This window comes from Amycolatopsis sulphurea, from assembly GCF_002564045.1.
GTDB lineage: Bacteria > Actinomycetota > Actinomycetes > Mycobacteriales > Pseudonocardiaceae > Amycolatopsis > Amycolatopsis sulphurea.
The window spans coordinates 216,677-239,999 of record NZ_PDJK01000001.1; the positions used below are offsets into that span (position 1 = coordinate 216,677).

Annotated in this window: 17 protein-coding genes; 10 read left to right on the top strand and 7 right to left on the bottom strand. The window is 70.7% G+C overall.

Features of this window, described 5'->3' with window-relative positions:
• Positions 1 to 553: 553 nt before the first annotated feature.
• From ATK36_RS01050 to mptB, 5 genes are all read right to left on the bottom strand, one after another.
• Positions 554 to 1,531 carry a COX15/CtaA family protein gene (locus ATK36_RS01050; RefSeq protein WP_098510240.1) on the bottom strand — a complete coding sequence of 326 codons (978 nt, stop codon included), beginning with the start codon at positions 1,529 to 1,531 and terminating at the stop codon, positions 554 to 556.
• 799 nt (positions 1,532 to 2,330) lie between these two features.
• On the bottom strand, positions 2,331 to 3,200 hold the full coding sequence (locus ATK36_RS01055; protein WP_098509421.1) for an isocitrate lyase/PEP mutase family protein: 870 nt from the start codon (positions 3,198 to 3,200) through the stop codon (positions 2,331 to 2,333).
• Positions 3,201 to 3,578: 378 nt separating this feature from the next.
• Positions 3,579 to 4,367, bottom strand: a complete 789-nt coding sequence (locus ATK36_RS01060) for an ABC transporter permease (RefSeq protein ID WP_211291753.1) — start codon at positions 4,365 to 4,367, stop codon at positions 3,579 to 3,581.
• Complete coding sequence (locus ATK36_RS01065) at positions 4,364 to 5,290, bottom strand: ABC transporter ATP-binding protein (RefSeq protein WP_098509422.1); 927 nt, start codon at positions 5,288 to 5,290, stop codon at positions 4,364 to 4,366. The genes ATK36_RS01060 and ATK36_RS01065 overlap by 4 nt, the downstream gene beginning before the upstream one ends.
• Before the next feature lie 6 nt (positions 5,291 to 5,296).
• Complete coding sequence (gene mptB / locus ATK36_RS01070; protein ID WP_170069534.1) at positions 5,297 to 6,973, bottom strand: polyprenol phosphomannose-dependent alpha 1,6 mannosyltransferase MptB; 1,677 nt, start codon at positions 6,971 to 6,973, stop codon at positions 5,297 to 5,299.
• A gap of 95 nt (positions 6,974 to 7,068) precedes the next feature.
• On the opposite strand from mptB, the gene ATK36_RS01075 reads away from it, so the two are divergent.
• The 8 genes from ATK36_RS01075 to ATK36_RS01110 all read left to right on the top strand — a co-directional run bounded on the left by ATK36_RS01075 (position 7,069) and on the right by ATK36_RS01110 (position 14,203).
• Complete coding sequence (locus tag ATK36_RS01075) at positions 7,069 to 7,977, top strand: helix-turn-helix transcriptional regulator (RefSeq protein WP_211291754.1); 909 nt, start codon at positions 7,069 to 7,071, stop codon at positions 7,975 to 7,977.
• A complete protein-coding gene (sufB, locus tag ATK36_RS01080) occupies positions 7,974 to 9,422 on the top strand; it encodes a Fe-S cluster assembly protein SufB (protein ID WP_098509424.1) in 1,449 nt (482 codons plus the stop codon). Before ATK36_RS01075 ends, sufB begins: the two co-directional genes overlap by 4 nt.
• Positions 9,423 to 9,424: 2 nt before the next feature.
• Positions 9,425 to 10,597: a Fe-S cluster assembly protein SufD gene (gene sufD / locus ATK36_RS01085; protein ID WP_098509425.1), complete on the top strand. Its 1,173-nt coding sequence runs from the start codon at positions 9,425 to 9,427 to the stop codon at positions 10,595 to 10,597.
• Positions 10,598 to 10,631: 34 nt separating this feature from the next.
• The gene (sufC, locus tag ATK36_RS01090) at positions 10,632 to 11,429 is read left to right on the top strand and encodes a Fe-S cluster assembly ATPase SufC (RefSeq protein WP_098509426.1); all 798 of its coding nucleotides are present in this window, start codon (positions 10,632 to 10,634) and stop codon (positions 11,427 to 11,429) included.
• A gap of 45 nt (positions 11,430 to 11,474) precedes the next feature.
• On the top strand, positions 11,475 to 12,776 hold the full coding sequence (locus ATK36_RS01095) for a cysteine desulfurase (RefSeq protein WP_098509427.1): 1,302 nt from the start codon (positions 11,475 to 11,477) through the stop codon (positions 12,774 to 12,776).
• Complete coding sequence (sufU, locus tag ATK36_RS01100) at positions 12,773 to 13,222, top strand: Fe-S cluster assembly sulfur transfer protein SufU (protein WP_098509428.1); 450 nt, start codon at positions 12,773 to 12,775, stop codon at positions 13,220 to 13,222. Before ATK36_RS01095 ends, sufU begins: the two co-directional genes overlap by 4 nt.
• Positions 13,219 to 13,617 carry a metal-sulfur cluster assembly factor gene (locus ATK36_RS01105; RefSeq protein WP_098509429.1) on the top strand — a complete coding sequence of 133 codons (399 nt, stop codon included), beginning with the start codon at positions 13,219 to 13,221 and terminating at the stop codon, positions 13,615 to 13,617. Before sufU ends, ATK36_RS01105 begins: the two co-directional genes overlap by 4 nt.
• Before the next feature lie 250 nt (positions 13,618 to 13,867).
• On the top strand, positions 13,868 to 14,203 hold the full coding sequence (locus ATK36_RS01110) for a YnfA family protein (RefSeq protein ID WP_098509430.1): 336 nt from the start codon (positions 13,868 to 13,870) through the stop codon (positions 14,201 to 14,203).
• Between the two features lie 527 nt (positions 14,204 to 14,730).
• On the opposite strand, the gene ATK36_RS01115 is transcribed toward ATK36_RS01110, so the two are convergent.
• Positions 14,731 to 16,410: a GGDEF domain-containing protein gene (locus ATK36_RS01115; protein WP_098509431.1), complete on the bottom strand. Its 1,680-nt coding sequence runs from the start codon at positions 16,408 to 16,410 to the stop codon at positions 14,731 to 14,733.
• 153 nt (positions 16,411 to 16,563) lie between these two features.
• Positions 16,564 to 18,399, bottom strand: coding sequence for a lycopene cyclase family protein (locus ATK36_RS33135; protein WP_245914132.1), 1,836 nt, complete (start codon positions 18,397 to 18,399; stop codon positions 16,564 to 16,566).
• Positions 18,400 to 18,448: 49 nt separating this feature from the next.
• Between ATK36_RS33135 and ATK36_RS01130 the strand changes: the two genes are divergently transcribed.
• Together ATK36_RS01130 and ATK36_RS01135 are read left to right on the top strand one after the other, a co-directional pair.
• On the top strand, positions 18,449 to 20,011 hold the full coding sequence (locus ATK36_RS01130; RefSeq protein WP_098509432.1) for a deoxyguanosinetriphosphate triphosphohydrolase family protein: 1,563 nt from the start codon (positions 18,449 to 18,451) through the stop codon (positions 20,009 to 20,011).
• 317 nt (positions 20,012 to 20,328) lie between these two features.
• A complete protein-coding gene (locus ATK36_RS01135; RefSeq protein WP_098509433.1) occupies positions 20,329 to 23,172 on the top strand; it encodes a S8 family serine peptidase in 2,844 nt (947 codons plus the stop codon).
• Positions 23,173 to 23,323: the final 151 nt, after the last annotated feature.

Below are 23,323 nucleotides of genomic sequence, written 5' to 3' on the forward strand. Positions count from 1 at the left end.
CTCCAGCGGCCCGCGGCGGCCGGAGACGAGAGGTTTGGCGGAACTGACGGGGGCGGACGTCAGGGTCCCGGCAAAGTCGGTCGAGGACCCGTGATCAGCAGTGTGCCGTGGCTGCCGCGTCATCATCGGCGGTACCTGCCCTCTTCATCGATTGCGTCCGGCACCGGACGATGCGGAGCTATTCGAGGCGCGACCACCTCGTGGTGTACGCCGGACCTGTCCCGGGTCTGTGAAGGGGCCCTTCACGGACTCAGAGTCTGTGAAGGGCCCCTTCACGGACCTTCACGGACTTCCGCGGGCTGTGCAAGGCCCCTCACACCGACTTTGCCGACACCCCAGGGGCGGACGTCATGACGCGTCACCTCGGGGCGCTTCGGCGGCCGGTTCGCGGCTTATCGTAAGTGGCCGAACTGTCCGCCAGGCCGACGCGAAGTTACTAATCCGAACTGATTAGTAGGCCGACCCCACCCGGCACGTAACCGTTGCTACGAAGCCATGAGGCCGTGACTGTGGTCGGATTGGCAATGATCGGCACAGTACGCCTGGATGGCGGTCAGCTCGCCGGGGTGAGTTCCCGCTCCTCCGGCGCCGCCGGGAGCTTCGAGAGAACCGGGCCGCGGTCGCGGGTGCCGGTCCACAGCGTGGCGGTGACGATGATGACCAGCGCGGAGCCGAGCACGTGGAAGGAGACCATCGCCTCGGGCACGCCGAGCGCGTACTGCACGGTGCCCAGCACGCCCTGGGCGAGCGCGACCGCCCACACCCAGGCGTAGCGCTGCCACACGCTCTTCGGCGCGCGGCCGCGCAGCAGCGTGAGCCCGAAGACGGCCAGCACCACGAGGTAGGCGATGAGCAACCCGCTGTGCACCTGGGCCAGCCGGTCGACCGGCACGGCCAGCCGGTGGGTGTTCAGGTCGCCGCCGTGCGGACCGGCCCCGGTCACCGTGGTCCCGGCGATCAGCACCGCCCACATCAGCACGATCAGCACCACCAGCGTCCGACGGCCGAGCGCGGGCACCAGCGGGCGGGCCGGTTCGTCTCCTTCGCGGAACGCCTTGAGCAGCAGTACCGCCAGCCACACCAGGGGAGTGGAGGCGAGGAAATGGAGCGCGACCGTCCACCATTCCAGCTTCGCGAGCACGGTGATGCCGCCGAGCACCGCTTGCAGCACCACTCCGCCGGGCATCAGCCAGGCCAGCTTCACCAACCGGCGCCGGTGCGGGTGGTCGATCTGGATCCGCCACGCGGCGAGCACGGCGAGCGCGGCCACCACGATCACCACGCCGGTGAGCATCCGGTTGGAGAACTCGATCCACTGGTTGATCGTGTCGATCCCCGGGTGGTGCACCGGGACGAGGCTGCTGCCGATGCACTTCGGCCAGGTGTTGCAGCCGAGCCCGGAGCCGGTCACCCGCACCACCGACCCGGTGACGCCGATCCCGGCCTGCGTGACCACCGCCGCGATCCCGATGGCCTGCTGAGCCGCGGACGACGGGTAAGGCAGGCGGGCGATCAGGCTGCGTAGAGACACGCAGGCCACGATACGCGCAGGCTACCGGGCGGTTTCGGCCGGTCAGCCGGTGGCGGCCGGCTCCGGCAGCGCGGCGGGACGGGCCGCGTGCCGGCGGGTCGGTCTGTGAAGGGACCCTTCACGGACTCTGAGGCTGTGAAGGGACCCTTCACGGCTTCGGGTTTCGGGCGCGTCGGCGCTCGGCAAGGCTGGACGGAAACCATTCGCAGCCATAAAACTGAAGATTATTCGTTCCGGGGGAAAATCATCGAATCGGCAATCGAATCCGTCGGACGCGGACCTCGCTCATGCTCATCGCGACGGAAATCCGAATCGATCTCCTGGGGTATCACGCTGCCGCGTAGATTTGCGCAGCGCAGGTTTCATGCCACCGCCGGCGTGGCAATACCGTCCGTTACAGGTGATCGCCCAGAGGAGTGGAGCGGTCGTGAACAGGGCTATCGAAAGACGCGAACTTTCCCTCGGCGGCACAGTGCTCCTTCCCTTGCGAGCCGGGGTCGGAACGCGGCCTCGTGCGCGGTTCTGCCTCCGGGGTGCTCAGCTACGTCCGGAGCTGCTCGCCCGGCTCCTCCAGGCCGGTTGCGGAGCAGGCGAAAGCGCGGCACGTGCCAGGGCACGTGCCGCGCGTCGTCCGGATGGATTCGGGTCAGACCTCAGGGTGTCGGCAAAGTCGGTGTGGAGGGCCCTGCGCAGGTGCGGAGGGCTGTGAAGGGTCCCTTCACGGACCCGAAACCGGTCGGGCAGCCACGGCTCTCTCTGCTGATCACGGGCCCTTGGCCACCTTTGCCGGGGCCCTGGGTCAGACCTGTGCCGGTCGGCGGGCGGCCCGGTCCCGGTGGTGCCGGCTGATATTGCGTTCGAGCAGCTCGATGGACGCCGCGACGCCGACGCTGCCGGGCCGGGTTTCGGGCAGTCTGCCGTCGTTCGCGCGCAGCTCGGCGAGCGCGGTGTCGATCGCCTCCTGCGCGGCGAACAGGCACGGCGTGCTGTAGATCGCCACGTCCACGCCGAGTTCCTGCAGCTCCGGCAGCGACAGCCGCGGGGACTTGCCGCCGGCGATCTGGTTGAACAGCAACGGCTTCGAACCGATGACGCGGCGGACGCGGTGGATCCAGTCCACGCTGCGCACCCCGTCGACCAGGATCACGTCCGCGTCGGTCTGCGCGAGGGCCTCGGCGCGGCGCAGGATCTCCTCCTCCTCGGTGGCGTCGGTGCGGGCCACCACGACCAGGTCCTGGCGGGTCTCCAGGACGAGTTCGAGCTTCTCCAGGTATTCCGCCAGCGGCAGGATCTGCTTGCCGTCCACATGCCCGCAGCGGCGGGGCCGCTTCTGGTCCTCGATGATGACCCCGGACGCACCGATCCGCTCCAGGTGCTCGACCACGTGCGCGGCCACCTCGGGGTCGACGTACCCGTCGTCGATGTCCACCAGCAGGTGCTGCTGCGGAAACGCCAGCCGCAGCCGCTGGACGAAGTTCACGATGTCCGGCCAGGCGATGAACCCGATGTCGGGCAGTCCGTAGTACGAGGCGGCGAAACCGAATCCGGAGACGAACATGCCGTTGTAGTGCTGGGCGGCGACCGAAGCCGAGAACATGTCGAAAACGCCGATCAGGGGGGTGATCTGCGCGTGGGCGACCTCGTTGCGGAGTGCGCTTCCGTACGTCATGACAGCCTTTCTGGGGTGGCGACTCTGGGCGAAACACGCGATTTCATGCGGAAACGGGAACGGATTGTGTCCCGTATGTCTCGAATTTATCGAAATTCGCAGGCGCCGCCATCGGCTGATCAGGTCACGGAGGACAACTCGGACATAACAGACAGTAGTGAACACAATGGACCCTATTACCCGGGCGTGTTCGGGTCACCTCCGCACTCCGGCGACGCGACGCCGCCGAAGTGATCAACTATGGTGCGGTGCAAGGATTTCTGCCGCATCGCGGGCGCGGCGCCGGGTCTTCGCGAACGGGTGATCATCTTCCCGATCACGCGGATCTTCTGGCCCGGCCCGGAAAACCGGACCGCGCCGGTACCCCGGCTGGGGGCCTCAGGTGAGTTTCGTCGTGCGCGTGGCGAACACCCCGGCCACCGCGGCCCACCCGGCGAGCACCAGCATCGGGTCGGCCGGGAACTGCCCGCCGACGAGCGCGGCCCGCATGCCCTCCGCCAGCGCGCCGGAGGGCAGCAGCTCCACCACCGCACCGACCCCGGACGGCAGCGCCGAAGGGGCCAGCAGGATCCCGCCCGCCAGCAGCAGCACGAACCAGGCGACGTTGGCCAGCGCCAGCACCGCTTCCGCCCGCAGTGCCCCGCCGAGCAGTACGCCGAGCGCGCCGAAGGCCAGCGTGCCCAGCACCAGCAACAGGATCGCGGCACCGAGCCCGGCCGCCGAGGGCGACCAGCCGAGGAAGGCCGCGACCACCCCGAGCACCACCGACTGCAGAGCCACCACCACGAGCGCGGCCACCACCCGGCCGGCCACCAGCAGCCACGAGGGCAGCGCGGTCGCCGAAAGCCGTTTCAGCACGCCGTAGCGGCGGTCGAAACCGAGGGCGATGGCCTGCCCGGTGAACGCGGACGAGAGCACCGCGAGCGCCAGGATCCGCGGCGTGATCCAGTCCACTTTGGACGTGGTGCCGAGCTGGCCCGCGGGCAGCACGTCCAGCAGGCTCAGCCCGATCAGCAGGGCCAGCGGGATGATCAGGGTGAGCAGCAGCTGCTCGCCGTGCCGCAGGGTGAGTGCGGCCTCGACCCGGGCGTGCGTACGCAGCATCCGGCCCAGCGAGCCGCGGCCGGGCGCGGGGGTGAAGGTGCCCTCGGGGAACGAGGTGGTCATGCGCGCAGCTCCCGCCCGGTCAGTTCGAGGAAGACCTCTTCCAGCGTGCGGCGGCCGACCTGCAGCTGCTCGGGCAGCACGCCCTGTTGCGCGCACCACGCGGTGACCGCGGAGACCACCTGCGGGTCCACCGAGCCTTCCACCAGGTACGCGCCGGGCGCGGATTCGCTGACCCGGTACCCCTCCGGCAGCGCCGCGGTGAGCAGGCCGGTGTCGAGCCGGGCACGCGCCCGGAACCGCAGCTGCGCGGACTCGCCGTCCTCCAGCGTGAGCGCGTGCGGCGTGCCCTGGACCACGACCTTGCCGTGGTCCACGATCACCACCTGATCGGCCAGCGCCTCGGCCTCCTCCATCAGGTGCGTGGTGAGCAGCACGCTCACCCCGTCCGCGCGCAGCGCGCCGAGCAGGTCCCAGACCAGCCGGCGGGCCTGCGGGTCCATCCCCGCGGTCGGCTCGTCGAGGAACACCAGTTCCGGGCGGCCGACCAGGGCGCAGGCCAGCGAAAGCCGTTGCTGCTGCCCGCCGGAGAGCCGTTTGAACGGGGTCCGCCGCGCCCCGGTCAGGCCGAGCACGTCGAGCAGCCACGCCGGATCGTGCGGCCGGGCCGCGCAGGAGGCGACCAGCCGCAGCATCTCGTCCGCCCGCACGCCCGGGTACGCGCCGCCGCCCTGGGGCATGATGCCGACCCGCGGCCGCAGCCGCGCGTGGTCGGCGACCGGGTCGAACCCGAGCACCCGCACGGTGCCCGCGTCCGGGCGGCGGAAGCCCTCACAGACCTCGACGGTGGTGGTCTTGCCGGCCCCGTTCGGGCCGAGCAGGGCGAGCAGCGAGCCACGCGCCATCCGCAGGTCGAGCCCGTCGACCGCGGTGGTGGAGCCGTAGCTTTTCACCAGACCGGTGATCTCGACCGCGGAGTTGTCCACAACCGGTCACGATACGACGTCGGCGCGGGCCTCCGGTGCCGGGGACGGGGGAGACGTCCGCGACAGCAGCAGCGGGCAGACCCGGTGCACCACGGCGAGGCCGCCCAGTGTGACGAGGATCGCGGCGCCGTAGGCCCACGGCAGGATGTAGGAACGGCCGTCGAAGGTGCTGCCGGTGGGCGAGAGCAGGAACGGCAGCACGGCGCTGACCACCGTCGCGGCCACCCGGAACCGGGAGGTGCCCGCGGCCGCGGCCAGCGGGATCACCGCCCACAGCAGGTACCACGGCTGCAGGCTGATCTGCAGGATCATCGCCGCGCCCAGGGACACGCCGAGGCCGATGATCGGCCGGTAGCGCCATTTGAAGCTGGCCCACAGGAACTTGATCGTCACCGCCGCGGTGACCAGATAACCCAGCGCGCCGAAGATCGGCACCAGCGCGTCGGTGTGGTTGCCCATCCCGAGCGCGATGCCGAGCACCCCGGTGAGGTTGATCAGCTCCGCGGTGGGCGAGATCCACGAGCGCACCAGGCCCGGGGTGTTCAGGGTCGCGCCGACCCAGCCGAAGCCCAGCCCGGTCCCGTAGCAGATGGCGACCAGCACGACGCCGAACAACGCGGCCATCGGGAGCGCGGCCCGCACCAGATCCTTGATCCGCCCGTGCCAGCGGCGCGCCACCATCACCGCGAAGAAGCCCAGCGCCAGCACCGTCGGCACCTTCACGGTGGCGCCGGCGGTGATGATCGCCACCCCGAGTCCGATGTAGAGCAGCTCGCCTCTGGCCGGCGGTGGCGGGGAATCCCCCTTCACCCGGGTCGGCAACCGGCGGATGCCGACCTCCAGCCCGGCCACCATCAGCCCGATGGCCAGCGCGTCGTTGTGCGCCCCGGCGACGAAGTGGAAGATCAGCAGCGGATTCGCCGCGCCCAGCCACAGCGCGGTGGCCGGCTGCACGCCGAAGCGCCGCGCCAGCCGCGGCAGCGCCCACACGATGAGCACCACGCCGACGAGCGCGAGCGCGCGCTGCAGCAGCACCCCGGCCACGATGTTGTTGCCGCCCAAGGGGGCGAGCCAGCCGCCGAGCCGCAGTACCAGTGGCCCGTACGGCGCGGGGGTCTCCCGCCAGATGTTCGACACGCCCGAGGTGAGCGGATCGGCCACGCCCAGCGCCTGCGCCGGCCCCAGCTGGTAGGGATCCATCCCGCGGTGCACGATCTCGCTCTGCGCCAGGTAGCTGTACACGTCGCGGGAGAACAGCGGCGGGATCACCAGCAGCGGGGCGACCCACATCGCGAGGGTGCGTGCGAGCTGCCCGCGGGTGGCCAGGCGGGCGCTGGCCGGCCGGGCGAACCGGCCGAGCATCAGCCAGCTGAGCACCAGGATGCCCATCCCGGAGAAGGCGATCGCGAGCGACACCGAGGGGATCCGGGTGAACAGCCGCAGCACCGGCAGGTCCTGCACCGGGCTGATCACCGGCGCGGCCCCCGCGCCGAGCGAGCCGAGGGCGAGGAACAGCGAACCGACCGTGCCGAAGCGGCGCACCACGTCGAGCCCGCGGTGCTCGGCGTCGTTCAGCGGCCCGGCTGTGCGCGGCCGGACCGGCGAGAGCGCCACGGCGGTCGCCGGATCGCCGGATCCACCCGGATCCGGGACCCGTTGCTCGGAATGCTCGCCGATCGCCACGCCGGGAAGCGTATCGAGTCCGGTTCCCGGTGACTCGGGTCACTGCCACCGGCCCCGCCTTTGCCTGGCGGCGGGAAATAGGACACACTTGTGTTGTGAAAAAGAACGGGTGCACCGGCGAGGGGCGCGGCGAATCGCCGCGAACCCCGGGTCGTGCTGTGCCCGTGCAGGTCAGCGCCGAGATTGCCGCCGCGCGGCCGGGGCACGAAGCCCTCGCCGCGGCGGGTTCCCCGGCCGAGGGCCGGACCCGGCACGAGGTCGCCCGGCTGCTGCTGGAGCAGGGCCCGATGACCGCCGTGGCGGTCGCCGAGCAGCTGGGCATCAGCCCGGCCGCGGTCCGGCGGCATCTGGACGCGCTGCTGGCCGACGGCGAGGCGGAGACCCGCGACGCGCCGCGCCGCGGCCCGCGCGGCCGGGGCAGGCCCGCCCGGCTCTTCCTGCTCACCGAGGCCGGCCGGGCCCGGTTCGGGCACGCCTACGACGATCTCGCCGTGTCCGCCGTCCGGTTCCTCGCCGAGCACGCCGGGCCGGACGCGGTGCGCGCGTTCGCCGAGAGCCGGGTCGACCGGCTGGTCGGCCCGCACCGCGCGGCGATCACCGGATCACCCGATCCGGCGCGCCGGGCGGAGGCACTCGCGCTCGCGCTGACCAGGGAGGGCTACGCTGCCTCGACCCGTCAGGTCGGCGGCACCGCGACCACCGGTGCGGCCGCCGCCGCGGTGGGCACCCAGCTCTGCCAGCACCACTGCCCGGTCGCGCACGTCGCCGCGGAGTTCCCGCAGCTGTGCGAGGCCGAGACGGAGGCGTTCGCCCGGCTGCTGGGCACGCACGTGCAGCGCCTGGCGACCATCGCACGCGGGGACAACGCGTGCACCACACACGTACCCGCCGCACCGGCGGGTATCCCGGCCCATCCCGAGCCGGACCGCACCACCGCCCCTGCGGCGGCCACGCCGTCGCGGGAGCAGCCCGCACGGATCCCGAATGGAGGGAAACCCGCATGACTGCCGCTGCCGAGCAGCGCACTCCCACCACCGAGCCGTTGAGCCAGGAAGAGACCATCGCGTCCCTGGGCAACTACGCTTTCGGCTGGGCGGACTCCGACGAGGCGGGCGCCAGCGCCCGTCGCGGCCTGAGCGAGGACGTCGTCCTCGACATCTCCGGCAAGAAGTCCGAGCCCGAGTGGATGCGCGACGCCCGCCTCAAGGCGCTCAAGCTCTTCGACCTCAAGCCGATGCCCAACTGGGGCGCGGACCTGTCCGGGATCGACTTCGACAACATCAAGTACTTCGTGCGGTCCACGGAGAAGCAGGCGACCTCCTGGGAGGACCTGCCCGAGGACATCAAGAACACCTACGACAAGCTCGGCATCCCGGAGGCGGAGAAGCAGCGCCTCGTGGCCGGCGTCGCCGCGCAGTACGAGTCCGAGGTCGTCTACCACCAGATCCGCGAGGACCTGGAGGAGCAGGGCGTGCTGTTCCTGGACACCGACTCCGCGCTCAAGGAGCACCCGGAGCTGTTCCGGGAGTACTTCGGCTCGGTGATCCCGGCCGGGGACAACAAGTTCTCCGCGCTGAACACCGCGGTGTGGTCCGGCGGCTCGTTCATCTACGTGCCCAAGGGCGTGCACGTGGAGATCCCGCTGCAGGCCTACTTCCGGATCAACACCGAGAACATGGGCCAGTTCGAGCGGACGCTGATCATCGTCGACGAGGATGCCTACGTGCACTACGTCGAGGGCTGCACGGCGCCGATCTACCAGTCCGACTCGCTGCACTCGGCGGTCGTGGAGATCATCGTGAAGAAGGGCGCCCGCTGCCGCTACACGACGATCCAGAACTGGTCGAACAACGTGTACAACCTGGTCACCAAGCGCGCCAAGTGCGAAGAGGGCGCGACCATGGAGTGGGTCGACGGCAACATCGGCTCCAAGGTGACCATGAAGTACCCGTCGGTCTTCCTGATGGGCGAGCACGCCAAGGGCGAGGTCCTGTCGGTCGCGTTCGCCGGTGAGGGCCAGCACCAGGACGCGGGCGCCAAGATGGAGCACCTCGCCCCGCACACCTCCTCGACGATCGTGTCGAAGTCGGTGGCGCGCGGCGGTGGCCGCACGTCCTACCGCGGCCTGGTGAAGGTCGCGAAGCGGGCGCACCACTCGCGGTCCTCGGTGGTCTGCGACGCGCTGCTGGTGGACACCATCTCGCGCTCGGACACCTACCCGTACGTGGACATCCGCAACGACGAGGTGTCCATGGGCCACGAGGCCACCGTGTCCAAGGTCAGCGAAGAGCAGCTGTTCTACCTGATGTCCCGCGGCCTGGCCGAGGACGAGGCGATGGCGATGATCGTGCGCGGGTTCGTCGAGCCCATCGCGCGGGAGCTGCCGATGGAGTACGCGCTCGAGCTGAACCGCCTGATCGAGCTTCAGATGGAAGGGTCCGTCGGCTGACCATGTCCGTGGCAGAGAACAACGTTTCGGAAGCGCTTCGCGAGGGGGCCGTCATTCCGGCGGCCTCCCGCGCGGAGCGGTTCACCTCCTACGACGTCGCGGCCTTCGAGGTCCCCGGCGGGCGTGAGGAGAACTGGCGCTTCACTCCGATGAAGCGCCTGCGCGGCCTGCACGACGGCACCGCGGCCGCTTCGGGCGAGATCACCCTGGAGACCGACGCGGCGCCGGAACTGAAGATCGAGACGGTCGGCCGTGACGACGTCCGCCTCGGCGAGGCGGGCGTGCCCAGCGACCGGATCGCGGCGCAGGCGTACTCCTCCTTCACGCAGGCCACCGTGGTGACCGTGCCGAAGGAGACCAAGGCGTCGAAGGCGTCGACGCTGCGCGTACACGGCCCCGGCGAGGGCAAGGTCGCGTACGGGCACCTGCAGGTTCGCGCCGAGGCGTTCGCCGAAGCGGTGATCGTGCTCGACCACGTCGGCTCCGGCACGTACGCGGACAACGTCGAGTTCGTCATCGGCGACTCGGCGAAGATCACCGTGGTCAGCGTCCAGGACTGGGCCGACGACGCGGTGCACGTCTCCGAGCAGCACCTGCGGCTGGGCCGCGACGCGACGCTCAAGCACACCGTGGTCACCCTCGGCGGCGACTTGGTGCGCGTGTCGCCCACCGCGACCTTCGCGGACAAGGGCGGCGACGTGGAGATGCTCGGCCTGTACTTCGCCGACGCCGGGCAGCACCAGGAGCACCGGCTGTTCGTGGACCACGCGGTGGCCCACTGCAAGTCCAACGTGATGTACAAGGGCGCGCTGCAGGGCAACGACGCACACACCGTGTGGATCGGTGACGTGCTGATCCGCGCGGCCGCCGAGGCCACCGACACCTACGAGCTCAACCGCAACCTGGTGCTCACGCCCGGGGCGCGCGCGGACTCGGTGCCGAACCTGGAGATCGAGACCGGCGAGATCGAAGGCGCCGGCCACGCGAGCGCCACGGGAAGGTTCGACGACGAGCAGTTGTTCTACCTCCAGTCGCGCGGTATCGGCGAGGAGGCCGCGCGCCGGCTGGTCGTGCGCGGGTTCTTCCACGAGATCCTGGTCCGCATCGGTGTGCCCGAGGTGCGCGAGCGCCTCGAAGCGGCGATCGAAGCCGAACTCGAAGCCGTCGGCGCCTGAGCCGGTCCGTCCACATCAGACTGAGGAACACAGAATGGCTACCCTGGAAATCAAGGACCTGCACGCTTCGGTGACCACCGAGGAAGGTGCCAAGGAGATCCTGAAGGGCGTGAACCTGACCATCCGGTCGGGGGAAACGCACGCGATCATGGGCCCCAACGGCTCCGGCAAGTCCACCCTGTCCTACGCCATCGCCGGGCACCCCAAGTACCAGGTCACCTCCGGCGAGGTGCTGCTGGACGGCGAGAACGTGCTCGAGATGAGCGTTGATGAACGCGCCCGCGCCGGCCTCTTCCTCGCCATGCAGTACCCGGTCGAGGTGCCCGGCGTCTCGATGTCGAACTTCCTGCGCACCGCGGCCACCGCGGTCCGGGGCGAGGCTCCCAAGCTGCGCCACTGGGTCAAGGAGGTCAAGGAGGAGATGGGCAAGCTCGGCATCTCGAGTGAGTTCGCCGAGCGCTCGGTGAACGAGGGCTTCTCCGGCGGGGAGAAGAAGCGGCACGAGATCCTGCAGCTGGCACTGCTCAGGCCGAAGTTCGCGATCCTCGACGAGACCGACTCCGGCCTCGACGTGGACGCGCTGCGGGTGGTCTCCGAGGGCGTCAACGAATACAAGGCGGGCAGCGAGGTCGGCGTCATGCTGATCACGCACTACACCCGGATCCTGCGGCACATCACCCCGGACTTCGTGCACGTGTTCGCCGGCGGCCGGGTGGTCGAGTCGGGCGGCCGCGAGCTGGCCGACGAGCTGGAGGAGAACGGGTACGTGAAGTACGTGGGCTCTGCCGAGCCCGCCGGCTCTGGAGGCATGAGCCAGTCGGCGAAGGCCTGACGTACCGCGCCTGAGTTCCCGACTACACCGAGAGGAGTTGGCTCGATGACCACCACGGCCTCGAACAGCCTGACCAACTCTGTGCCCCTTGACGTGGCGGCACTGCGCGCCGACTTCCCGATCCTGTCCCGCACGGTGCGCGACGGGAAACCCTTGGTGTACCTGGACTCCGGGGCGACCTCGCAACGGCCGGTGCAGGTTCTCGACGCGGAGCGGCAGTACGTGCTCACGTCGAACTCGGCCGTGCACCGTGGTGCGCACCAGCTGTCCGAAGAGGCCACCGACGCCTACGAAGCCGCGCGGGCGAAGACCGCCGAGTTCGTCGGCGCCCAGCCGGAAGAGCTGGTGTTCACCAAGAACGCCACCGAGGGCATCAACCTCGTGGCGTACGCGATGAGCAATGCCGTCACCGCCGGTCCGGAGGCTTCCCGGTTCCGGATCGGCGAGGGCGACGAGATCGTCATCACGGAGCTGGAGCACCACGCGAATCTGGTGCCCTGGCAGCAGTTGTGCCAGCGGACCGGGGCGACGCTGAAGTGGTTCAAGGTCACTCCGGAAGGCCGGCTCGATCTGTCCGATGCAGACGAGCTGATCACGCCGCGCACCAAGGTGGTCGCGTTCGCGCACCAGTCCAATGTGCTCGGTACGGTCAACCCGGTGGATACGCTGGTGGCCAAGGCGAAGGCGGTCGGCGCGCTGACCGTGCTGGACGCTTGCCAGTCGGTGCCGCACTTCTCCGTCGACTTCCACGCGCTGGACGTCGATTTCGCGGTGTTCTCCGGGCACAAGATGCTGGCTCCGTCCGGCATCGGCGTGCTCTACGGCCGTACCGAACTGCTCGCCGCGATGCCGCCGTTCCTCACCGGCGGTTCGATGATCGAGCTGGTCACGATGGAGCGCACCACGTTCGCCGCGCCGCCGCAGCGGTTCGAGGCCGGGGTGCCGATGACCTCGCAGGCGATCGGCCTCGGCGCGGCGGTGGACTACCTGTCCGCGGTCGGGATGGACCGGATCGCGGCCCACGAGCACGAGCTGGCGGCGGCCGCGATCGCGGGCATCGGGGCGATCCCCGGCGTGCGCATCATCGGCCCGACCGATCTGGCCGACCGCGGCGCCACCGTCGCGTTCGTGATCGACGGCGTGCACCCGCACGACGCCGGTCAGGTGCTCGACAGCCTCGGTATCGCCGTGCGGGTGGGGCACCACTGCGCGTGGCCGCTGCACCGGGCCTGCTCGGTGCCGGCCACGGTACGGGCGAGCTTCTACCTGTACAACACACTGTCCGAAGTGGACGCGCTGGTCGCCGGGATCCGTGCGGCGCAGAGGTTCTTCGGGGTCGCGGAATGAACCTGGAGAGCATGTACCAGGAGATCATCCTGGACCACTACAAGAACCCGCACGGGCGCGGCCTGCGTGATCCGTTCGACGCCGAGTCCTTCCAGGTCAACCCGACCTGCGGGGACGAGATCACGTTGCGGGTCAAGGTGACCGGCGGCAAGGTCGAGGACGTGTCCTACGCCGGGCAGGGCTGCTCGATCAGCCAGGCCTCGGCCTCGGTGCTGACCGATCTCGTGGTCGGCCGCACCGTCGAGGAGGCGTTCACCACCATGGACGCCTTCGTGGAGCTGATGCAGGGCAAGGGCAAGGTCGAACCGGACGAGGACGTGCTGGAGGACGGTGTCGCGTTCGCCGGCGTCGCGAAGTACCCGGCGCGCGTGAAGTGCGCGCTGCTGGGCTGGATGGCGTTCAAGGACGCGGTGTCCAGTACCACCACAGGAGCTGAGAAGGCATGAGCGAAGAGACGGCCATCGACCCGCGTGCGGGGCGCACCGCCGCGGACCTGCCCGAGCAGGCCGCCGCCGTGCCCGCCGACGTGGCCAGGATCGAGGACATCGAAGAGGCGATGCGCGACGTCGTCGACCCGGAACTCGGCATCAACGTGGTGGATCTGGGCCTGGTCTACGACATCCGGGTGGAGGCCGACAACTCGGCGACCCTGGACATGACGCTGACCTCGGCCGCCTGCCCGCTCACCGACGTGATCGAGGACCAGACCGGGGCCGCGCTGACCTCCGGCGGCCTGGTCAGCGACTTCCGGATCAACTGGGTCTGGATGCCGCCGTGGGGCCCGGAGAAGATCACCGAGGAGGGCCGCGAGCAGCTGCGCGCGCTCGGCTTCACGGTCTGAGTTCTCTTTGCCGGAAGGTCATCCCGGGGGCCGCGCCGGGGTGGCCTTCCGTGTCTTCGTCGTTCACCGCAATCCCGTATACTGTGCCGATCATTACCAATCCGACCACAGTCACGGCCTCATGGCTTCGTAGCAACGGTTACGTGCAGGGTGGGGGCGGCCTACTTTTGGTCGGATCAGTAACTACAGCCATGAATGAGGGACCGCGGGGCGCCGCTGCTGGTTCCGTGCTCGCGCCGGTAGCCGCCTGATGACGGTCTTCCGTTCCATCGTGCTGTTCGTGGCCGCCGCGATTCTGGAGATCGGCGGTGCCTGGCTCATCTGGCAAGGCCTGCGCGAACATCGCGGCTGGTGGTGGGTCGGCGCCGGGATCGTGGCCCTCGGGCTCTACGGTTTCGTCGCCACGCTGCAGCCGGACGCCGATTTCGGCCGCATCCTCGCCGCGTACGGCGGGGTTTTCGTCGCCGGCTCGCTCGCCTGGGGGATGGTCGCGGACGGCTACCGCCCGGATCGCTACGACGTGCTGGGTGCACTGCTCTGCCTCGCCGGCGTCGCCGTGATCATGTACGCACCGCGAGGCGGGTAGCACTCCGTCCACTGTGGACGATCCTTTCGGGGTTCGGTGGAGGAGTCTGCTTTCGGCTGTGGCCGCCCCTGTGGTGAACTTCCAACCTCATCGAGGCGTACCCCAGGGTTCCGGCAAAGGTGGTCGGGGACCCGGCAGTGGGCGATGCGGAGGTGTGTGCGACCACCTCGTGGCGTGCGCCGGGCCGGTTTCGGGTCTGTGAAGGGGCCCTTCACGGACTCAGAGTCTGTGAAGGGCCCCTTCACAGACCTCCACAGACCTCCGCACCGACTTTGCCGACACCCTGGGAGTTTTCGGTTATGTCGAGTGGTTGACTGCGGCCTCGCGCCCGTTGGGGCGAGTTGTGTCCGAAGTCCGGTGTTTCGACTTACTTCAATCACCGGGAGGGTCGTGCCTGCTGGGAGTCCCGGGTTGTGTCGAGTGGTTGACTGTGGCCTCGCGTCCGACGGGGGGCGAGTTGCGTCCGAAGTCCGGTGTTTCGACCTACCTCGATCACCGGGAGAGCCGTGCCTGCCGGGAGTCCCGGGCTATGCCGAACGGCTGACCGCGACCTCGCGCCCGATCCCGCGCAGCACCTCGACCCGGTCGCTGCCGGGGCGGCCGAGCACCCAGCTCGACCCGGGGACCGCCTTCGCGCGTTTCTTCAGCGGGGCCAGCAGCCGGGAAGCGTCCCGATAGGACGGAATCGACTCGGTCGCGCACACGAGCGTGGCCAGGGAGACGGTGACCGGCATGCCCTCCGCGGACCACTCCGTGTCCAGCATCGCCGCGGCGACGGGGGCGATCTCGTCCACGTCGCAGACGATCAGGAAATCGTCGCCGCCGACGTGGCTGACCCGCATCCGCGGCAGTCTCCGGGTCAGTTCGGTGAGCGTTCTGCCGAGGGTGCGGATCAGGTCGTCGCCCGCGGCGAAGCCGGCCTTGTCGTTGACCATCTTGAACGCGTCCACGTCCAGCCAGGCGGCCACGAACGGCTCGCCGGTCGCGATCCGGCGTTCCACGTCGCGGGCCACCGCCTCGCTGCCTGGCAGCCGGGTGAGCGGGCTGAGCGTGACGGCCTCCTCGACTTTCGCCTCCGCGACCCCGCGCACGACGTCGGTGACCAGCACGACGCCGAGGCAGTGCCCGGCCCCGTCGACCACGACCACGTCGTCGCCGGTGCGAGCCCAGTCCGCGTCGGTGACCAGTTCGAGGAACTCCAGCGCGCTCGCCCCGGCCTCGATGGTGTGCGGCTTGTCCGCCAGCCGCCCGGCTGGTCGCTTCGCGTGCAGAGCGTGACCGTACGGGCCGGTGACCGCGACGAGGAACCGTGTCCGGTCCACCGACCACTGCGGACGGTGATTCTCGTCCACGCCGATCACTCCGCTCGGCGCGTCCGCGGCGGCCAGTACTTCGCGGACGTCGTCGCAGGTGGCGTCCTCGGGCAGGGTGGTGGCGGGGCGGAGGAAGTCCGCGATTCGCGGGGCCTGCGGGGGAGCGGGGGTGCGGCGGTCGTCCGGCACCACCGCGCCCGCCGCCGGGGCGGACCGGTGCGCGGCGGGCGGGGCCAGCAGGTTGCCCTGCGCGATCCGCACGCCGAGGCGCTGAGCCGCGTCCAGCTGCGGGCCGGTCTCGATGCCGGTCGCCACCATCCGGATGCTGGTCCGGGTCGTGAAGTGCAGCAGCGCTTCGACCACGGCCACCGAGGCCGGGTCGTCGGGCAGCCCGCGCAGCACGCTGCGATCCAGCTTGATCAGGTCCACCGGGGCCCGCGCGAGCAGGGCCAGCGGCAGATCCCCGCGGCCGAGCCCGTCGAGGGCGAGCCGGAAGCCGAGTTCGGTGACCATGCGCATCCCGGCCAGCAGCCGATCCGCGGGCAGGTGGGTGAACGGCGGCCCGATCTCGAGCACCACGTCGCGGGTGCGCCGCCCGGCCGCGCCGAGTTCGGCGATCAGCTCGTCGAACGCCGACGGCGCGGCGGCGAGCGTGCGGGCGGAGAGGTTCAGGTGCAACGGCAGCGCGCTGGGCCGGGTGGCCTCCTGCCGCACCGCGGCGGCGGCGAGCCCCAGGTCGACCTCGGTGAGCCGGCCGGCGCGGCGGGCCTCGGCAAGCAGCTCGTGCGCGGTGCCCCGGCCCGGTCGCGCGAGTGCTTCGTACGCGACAACGCCGCCGGTGTGCAGGCTGTACATCGGCTGAAAGGCGAAGCGGACCGCACGGAGCGTCGTCACCGGCCGATCGTCGCATCGGCTCGCGCGAGAAGGAACCGTTGTCAGCAGATGTTCATCGCGGAGGAACCTGAGTTACCTGAATCGGAGTAACCCGGCAGGCTCTGCTTGCACTCTGCTTACACCACCCGAAAGTGGGAAAATTCCTCGCAGTGCTCAGCCTAGCAGGTGCCACCGCAGCCTCGGCGACGCGGTACGGAACACCCTGCCCATCGCGCCCGCGGTACCCGGAAGATCGTCCCGTCCGGACGTGAACGCCCGCTGCATCGCGGGCGGCAGCGAGAAGAAGAGCTCGAAGAACCCGGCGAGCTGATCCGGGGACATGCCGAGCAACGCACGCAAACCGTGACGCCGCAACACATGCACCGCTCGCGCCTCGACTGTCCACAGTGCCCGGTGCGCGGCCCGCGCGGCCGCGGCAGGCCCCGCGTCGAACGCTCCGGCGATCGCCCCCGCCACTACCGGAGCCAGCCGTAGCGCCGTGGCGAGGCTGTACCCGGTCGCCGGATGCACGAACCCGCCCGCGACCCCGAACGGCACCACCCGCCCCCGCCCGGACATCGGCAGGTCGAGCACGATCCGCACCCGCTCCGCACGGCCCTCGGCAGGCACCCCGCAGGCCGCCAGCCGCGCCCGCAGCCGCGCGGCCAGCTCCCCGGCAGGCACCCCGGGGCGGCGGGCCAGCGAGGTCTCCTCCACGAGCACGGAACCGTCACCGCGCGGGAGAAAATAACAAAAAGCCGCATCGGGACCGGGGAGGGCGCCGTGGCGGGGACCGGCTCCGGCGGATGTCCCGCGAGGACCGGTGGCGCGGTTGACGGGTGGGGGTGTGTCGGAGACCACGTCGTGGTGGGTGAGGTCGGGCGGGTTCGGATGGCCGGGGGTTGTGGGGTGGTGGGTGGCGGCCGGCGAGGTTCCTTTGTGGTGGGTCGTGCCGGGCGGGTCGGCTACGACGCCGTGGTCATCGATGGGGTCAGCTGGAGTCGCATGGTCGGTGCCGCGGAACCGGTTCGGCGGGGTTGTGCGGTGGTGGGCAGTTTCGGGCGAGTCGGCGGAATCCGGCGGGGTTGTGCGGTGGCCGCCGTGAGTCCGGTCAGAGGACGGAGCGTGGCCGGTCATGCCGGGCTGATCGGGCATGGTCGCGTGGCGGTCGCCGCCGGAAAGATCCGGCAGCAGCCGGGCGGTGCCAGGCCGGGTCGGTGCGACGTCATGTCCGCCGGTGGCGTCCGGTGGATCCGCCCGGGTCGGCGGTCCGGGGCGATCGGTGCCGCCGGACGGGTCGGTGGGCCGCTCTACCTCGGGCTGAGCCGCTGGCGCTCCGCCACGTTCGACGACCTCGGGGCGATCCTGCGCGTACGCGCCGAGCGGACTCGCCGCGGCATCGGCATCGGCAACGGCACCCTGCCCGGCCCCACCCCACCCGGCTGAGAGCGCCTGACGACCCAACTCGGGATCATTCCGCCAGTCCATGAACACCGCCGTATCCGCAGCGTCCGGTATCAGGCGTTCAGCCGACTCCGCCGGGATGACCAGGCCGTACGCGGTCTGCTCCGCCCGTGGCCCGCGGGGCCGCCCACCGGACAGGGTCCTGGCGGCGCCCGTCGCGTCGACGACCACGGCCGCGGTCAGACGGCGGCCGTCGGCGAGCAGCACCGTCGAGCCGTGCGGGCCGTGGTCGGCGGTGATCACACGGCCGGTCAGGATCGTCACTTCGGGGGCGGTAAGCCAGTTTCGGAGGCCGTCGTTCGCCAGGACCAGGTAGTCGCGGTCCAGGTGGTGCTCGCGGGTGCCGTAGGCGACGGTCCTGGCCGGGGCAGCGGCGATCGCGGTGGCGGGCAGGCCGGGCACTTCGTCCGACCACAGTCCGTACGTCGCCTGCCACGGGCGGTGCGGGGACGGGTCGACCAAGGTGGTTGCCAGCCCCCGCCGGGCGCACGCGCGGGCGAGGGCTCGTCCGGCGGGGCCGCCTCCCGCCACCAGCACGTCGGTCATGCTCCGATCCTGCCGCACGGAGCGGGTACGGGCCGATACGGTGGACTGCATGCACGAGATCGACCCGAGGGCCGCCCGCCGCGACCCGGCGGGCTCGGCCGGTGGGTTCACCGACCTGGCGGCCGGCCCGTTCCGCGTGGACCGCGACCGGATCACCGCCTCGCCGTTCTTCGCCCGCCTCGGCGGGGTAACGCAGGTGGTCAGCGCGGGCGATTCCGGGCTGCTGCACAACCGGCTCACGCACAGCCTGAAGGTCGCCCAGGTCGCCCGCGCGATCGCGGAGCGGATCATCGGCGCGAGCGAGTCCGCGGAGCTGGCCACCAAGCTCGGCGGCTGCGATCCGGACGCGTGCGAGGCCGCGGCGCTGGCCCACGACCTCGGGCATCCGCCGTTCGGCCACCTCGGCGAGCAGACGCTGGACCGGCTCGCCCGGCACCGGTTCGGCCTGGCCGACGGGTTCGAGGGCAACGCCCAGACCTTCCGCATCCTGACCACCACCGACGTGCGCGGGCCGTCCGCGATCGGGCTCGATCTGACCACCGCGGTGCGGGCCGCGGTGCTCAAATACCCGTGGGCACGGCTGCACATCCCGCAGCCGCACCCGTCGGCGATACCCCAGCCGCCCCGCGGCGCCGCCGAGCCGGACGACGCGCCGGGTACCGGCTCGAGCAAGTTCTCCGCCTACGTCACCGAACTCGACGACTTCGCGCAGGCCCGCGCCCCGTTCGCCGGGCGGATCGAGCCGTGGCAGCAGACCGTCGAAGCGTCCGTAATGGACACTGCCGACGACATCGCCTACGCGATCCACGATCTGCAGGACTTCCACCGGATCGGCGTGCTGCAGCACGCCCCGGTGGCCGCCGAGCTGGGGGAGTGGCTCGCGCACGCGGCGGAGCTGGCCGCGCTGTCCGACGCCGGGCTCGCCGCCGAGCTGCGCCGGCCGGGCCGTTCGCTGGAGCAGCTGCGCCGCCGGATGCACCTCAAGGACGGCTGGATCGTGGACGACGAGGCGTTCACCGAGGCCGTCGCCCGGGTCCGCCACGAACTGGTGGACGGCCTGCTGGACACCGGGTTCGACGGCTCCACCGAAGCCGAACAGGCCACGGCGGCGTTCTCCGCGAGCTGGAGTTCCCGGCTGGTCAACGGGGTTTTCCTGCTGTCCTCGCCCTCCACCCGGTCCGGGCACCTGTCGCTGCGCCCCGCGCAGTGGCACGAGGTGCAGGTACTCAAGTTCGTGCACCGCCGGTTCGTGTTGCTGCGCCCGGATCTCGCGTTGCACCAGCGTGGCCAGGCCGGCCTGGTGACCACCCTGGCGGACGCGCTGGAGAGCTGGCTGCTCGACCGCGACGAGCTGTCCCGGCTGCCCCGCCGGCTGCACGATCTGGTCGAGCTGGCGCACGAGGAGTACGCCGGGATCGCCCGTACCGCACCGGAATTGCTGATCGGCGCGACCGGGGAACGGGTCGAGGGCCCGGACGCGGTGCAGGGGCTGGCCCGCGGCCGCGCGGTGGTCGACTTCATCGCTTCGCTGACCGACAAGCAGGCCGTGACCCTGCTCGACGCGCTGTCCGGCCGGTCCGGGCAGCCGTGGTCGGATTCGTTCGTGCTCTGAAGCGCCCCCATGCCCTGAAGGTTCCTGCGCGCCCCAGGTTCCGGTGCGCCGCATTCCCTGTGCGCTGAAGGTTCCCGCGAGCGGTTCGGCCGAACGGCGCACGACTTCCGGTGGATTTGGGGAGAGTTCTCCCGTTCGTCACTCCAACGGCTGATTTTTCGCGCGGTGCCCGGACCCTTAGCTGGGACGCAGCCGGTGTTCACCGGCGTTGGCAGCGTGAGTCGGGGCACGCGGTGCGAGATTCGGAGGCGCATGTGCGTCGAAGCCGTTCCACGAAAGCCACGACAGGATCAGCGATCGGGAGAAGACGGGCGGCGGTGCTTTCCGCCGCCGTCGCGGTACTCGCCGCGGCCGGGCTGGCCGCTCCACCGGGGGCGAGTGCCGCAGAATCGTCCACACCGGACTCTCTGACCGCCACCGCGCAGAAACAGATCGCCGCGTTGCAGGCGGTGAAAGACAATCGCAGCAAGAATGAGTCCAAACTAGACAGTAAGTTGCTCGTCGCGCAGAAGCTGCGGAGCAACGCGCTGAGCCAGTCGGCCGTGCCGGGTGTCGTGGCGGCCGGAGCCACCGCGCTGGTCGACCTTCGCGTCACGAAGGTGAGCGACGGCCTGGTGCACGACCTGCAGGCGGCCGGGGCCGCGGTGCGCACGGTGTCCGCCCGCGCCGCGAGCATCCGTGCCGAGGTGCCGGTTTCCGCGTTGCCCGCGATCGCCGCGCGCGCCGACGTACGGCGCGTGGAGACCGCTGATCAGGCGATCACCGCGCGGCAACGGGAAAACTCCGCGGACGGCGTGCACACCGAGCCGGAAACCAAGCAGCAGAAGTCCGATCGGATCGGCCGGGCGCTGCAGCAGGCACTCGCGAACCAGAGTGCGGCGACCCTCACCAGTGAGGGCGATCGCGCGCACAACGCCGACACCGCTCGTCGCGAATTCGGGGTCACCGGCGCCGGAGTGAAGGCCTGCGCGCTCTCCGACGGGATCGACTCGCTGGCCGTCTCCCAGGCCAAGGGCGAACTGCCCGCCGGCGTCGACGTGCCCGCCGGGCAGGCGGGCAGCGGCGACGAGGGCACCGCGATGCTGGAGATCATCCACGACCTCGCGCCGAACGCCCGGCTCGGCTTCGCCACCGCGTTCAACTCCGATGCCGGCTTCGCGGACAACATCCGCAAGCTCCGCTTCGAGTCGCACTGCGACGTGATCGTGGACGACGTCATCTACTTCAAGGAATCCCCGTTCCAGGACTGGATCATCGCGCAGGCGGTGAACGCCGTGACCGCCGACGGCGCGCTGTATTTCTCCTCGGCGGGCAACGACGGCAACGTCGCCGACAACACGGCCGCGCACTGGGAAGGCGACTTCGCCGACTCGGGCGTGCCGGTGGGCAAGTACCGCGGGACCGCGCACAACTTCGCCGGTGCGGCGGGAACCCAGATCTACGAACCGATTTCCGACGCCTCCTCGGCGAATGTCCCGATCACGCTGCACTGGTCGGATCCGCTCGGCGCGGCCGCCGACGACTACGACCTGTATCTGCTCGACCGGGCGGGCAACGTCGTCTCGTTCAGCCAGGACACCCAGAACGGCACGCAGGATCCGTACGAGCACCTCGCCACCCCGCGGTTCGGCGGGACCGGCCTGCGCGTGGCCGTGGTCAAGTTCTCCGGCGAGAACCGTTACCTGTCGCTGACCGCGTTCCGCAGCCGGTTCAAGGACACGGCCGGGGCGCTGAAGGGCTACAGCACACCGGGCGTCGCGGCCGGGCACAGCGCGGCGCGGGCCGCGTTCTCCGTCGCTGCCGCCCCTGCCGGGCCGGCGTTCGGCCGCCCGCTGGAGCCGGGCGACCCGGCCAACCCGAAGGGTCCGTTCCCGGCCGCGTACTCCGGCGCCAGCAAGGCCGAGCGGTTCAGCTCCGACGGTCCGCGGCGGATGTTCTACGAGGCCGACGGCAGGCCGATCACCCCGGGCAATGTGTCCTCGACCGGCGGTGAGGTCCGGGCCAAGCCGGAGATCACCGCGGCCGACGGGGTACGCACCTCGGTGCGCGGCTTCGACCCGTTCTTCGGTACTTCCGCCGCCGCTCCGCACGCGGCCGCCATCGCCAGCCTCGTGCTGTCCGGAAACCCCGGACTGTCCGCTTCGGACGTTCGCGAAGCCTTCCTGCGCACCGCGGTCGACCTCGAAGCGCCGGGTTCGGACGTGCTGACCGGGAACGGTGTGGTGCTGGCGGACAAGGTGCTGGAGTACACCGGTGCCAGCCCGCAGCCCTACGCGCAGGCACTGCAGCCCACCGTCACCACGGCGAACGGCGGCACTTCGGTGCAGCCGGGGGACACGGCGAAGGTCACGCTGCCGGTCAAGAACACCGGTGACGGCGCGGCGGCGTCGACCAGCGTGGTGCTGACCTCTCCGACCACAGGAGTCACTGTGGCCCCCCGCGCGAAGCCGTACGGCACGATCAGCCCGGGGCAGACCGGCGTGAACGACTTCTCCGTCACGGTCCCGGCCGGTCAGGCACTCGGCACCCCCGTGGTGCTGACCGCGAAGGTGACCTTCGCGGGGGCCTTGTCACCGCTCGCCAGCACCTTCGAAATCCCGATCGGCACCCCGGCTCAGGAGGCGAAGACCTTCGCCTACACCGGCCCAGCGCTGCCGATTCCGGACAATTCGCAGGTCGGCGCGTCGGTGCCGCTGGTGGTCGGCGGGGTCGGCGCGGCCTCGAAGGTGACGCTGTCGGTGGACGGCACCACCTGCAGCACCGACCCGGCGTCCACCACGGTGGGCATCAGCCACAGCTACGCCGGTGACCTGGTCGGCACGCTGACCTCGCCCTCGGGCGCGCAGGCGACGCTGTTCCAGCGGTCCGGCGGGGGTGGGCGGAACCTGTGCCAGGTGGTGTTCGCCGACTCCGCGAGCCGGCCGTTCAGCTCCGTGACCGGCAGCAACGCACCGTTCACGGGCACGTACCGGCCGGCGCAGCCGCTGACGCAGATGAGCGGCCCGGCTGAGGGCACCTGGACGTTCAAAGTGCTCGACACCGCGCCGGGCGACAGCGGCACGCTGCGGAGCGTCGCCCTGCATGTGTACGGGTTCGTCACACCCGGGCAGGCGGCGGCGGTGCACAAGACGGTGACCAACGGTCCGGTGCGGGCCGCCTGAGCGGCTTGGTCGTTCTCCGAGCGCCTCTGCGCTCCGGTGCCGTCGCTCCGTCGCTCCGGGGCTCCGGTGCTTCGGTGCTTCGGGGCCAAGGTGGTGAAGGGACCCTTCACGGACTCTGAGTCCGTGAAGGGTCCCTTCACGGCGTTTGGCG

Bases quoted from the DNA above. Each gene is read 5' to 3' on its own strand.
- ATK36_RS01060 (WP_211291753.1), bottom strand. From the start codon at position 4,367: ATGACCACCTCGTTCCCCGAGGGCACCTTCACCCCCGCGCCCGGCCGC.
- sufB (WP_098509424.1), top strand. From the start codon at position 7,974: ATGACTGCCGCTGCCGAGCAGCGCACTCCCACCACCGAGCCGTTGAGC.
- ATK36_RS01055 (WP_098509421.1), bottom strand. From the start codon at position 3,200: ATGACGTACGGAAGCGCACTCCGCAACGAGGTCGCCCACGCGCAGATC.
- sufC (WP_098509426.1), top strand. From the start codon at position 10,632: ATGGCTACCCTGGAAATCAAGGACCTGCACGCTTCGGTGACCACCGAG.
- ATK36_RS01110 (WP_098509430.1), top strand. From the start codon at position 13,868: ATGACGGTCTTCCGTTCCATCGTGCTGTTCGTGGCCGCCGCGATTCTG.
- ATK36_RS01130 (WP_098509432.1), top strand. From the start codon at position 18,449: ATGCACGAGATCGACCCGAGGGCCGCCCGCCGCGACCCGGCGGGCTCG.
- ATK36_RS01105 (WP_098509429.1), top strand. From the start codon at position 13,219: ATGAGCGAAGAGACGGCCATCGACCCGCGTGCGGGGCGCACCGCCGCG.
- ATK36_RS01095 (WP_098509427.1), top strand. From the start codon at position 11,475: ATGACCACCACGGCCTCGAACAGCCTGACCAACTCTGTGCCCCTTGAC.
- sufU (WP_098509428.1), top strand. From the start codon at position 12,773: ATGAACCTGGAGAGCATGTACCAGGAGATCATCCTGGACCACTACAAG.
- sufD (WP_098509425.1), top strand. From the start codon at position 9,425: ATGTCCGTGGCAGAGAACAACGTTTCGGAAGCGCTTCGCGAGGGGGCC.
- ATK36_RS33135 (WP_245914132.1), bottom strand. From the start codon at position 18,399: ATGACCGACGTGCTGGTGGCGGGAGGCGGCCCCGCCGGACGAGCCCTC.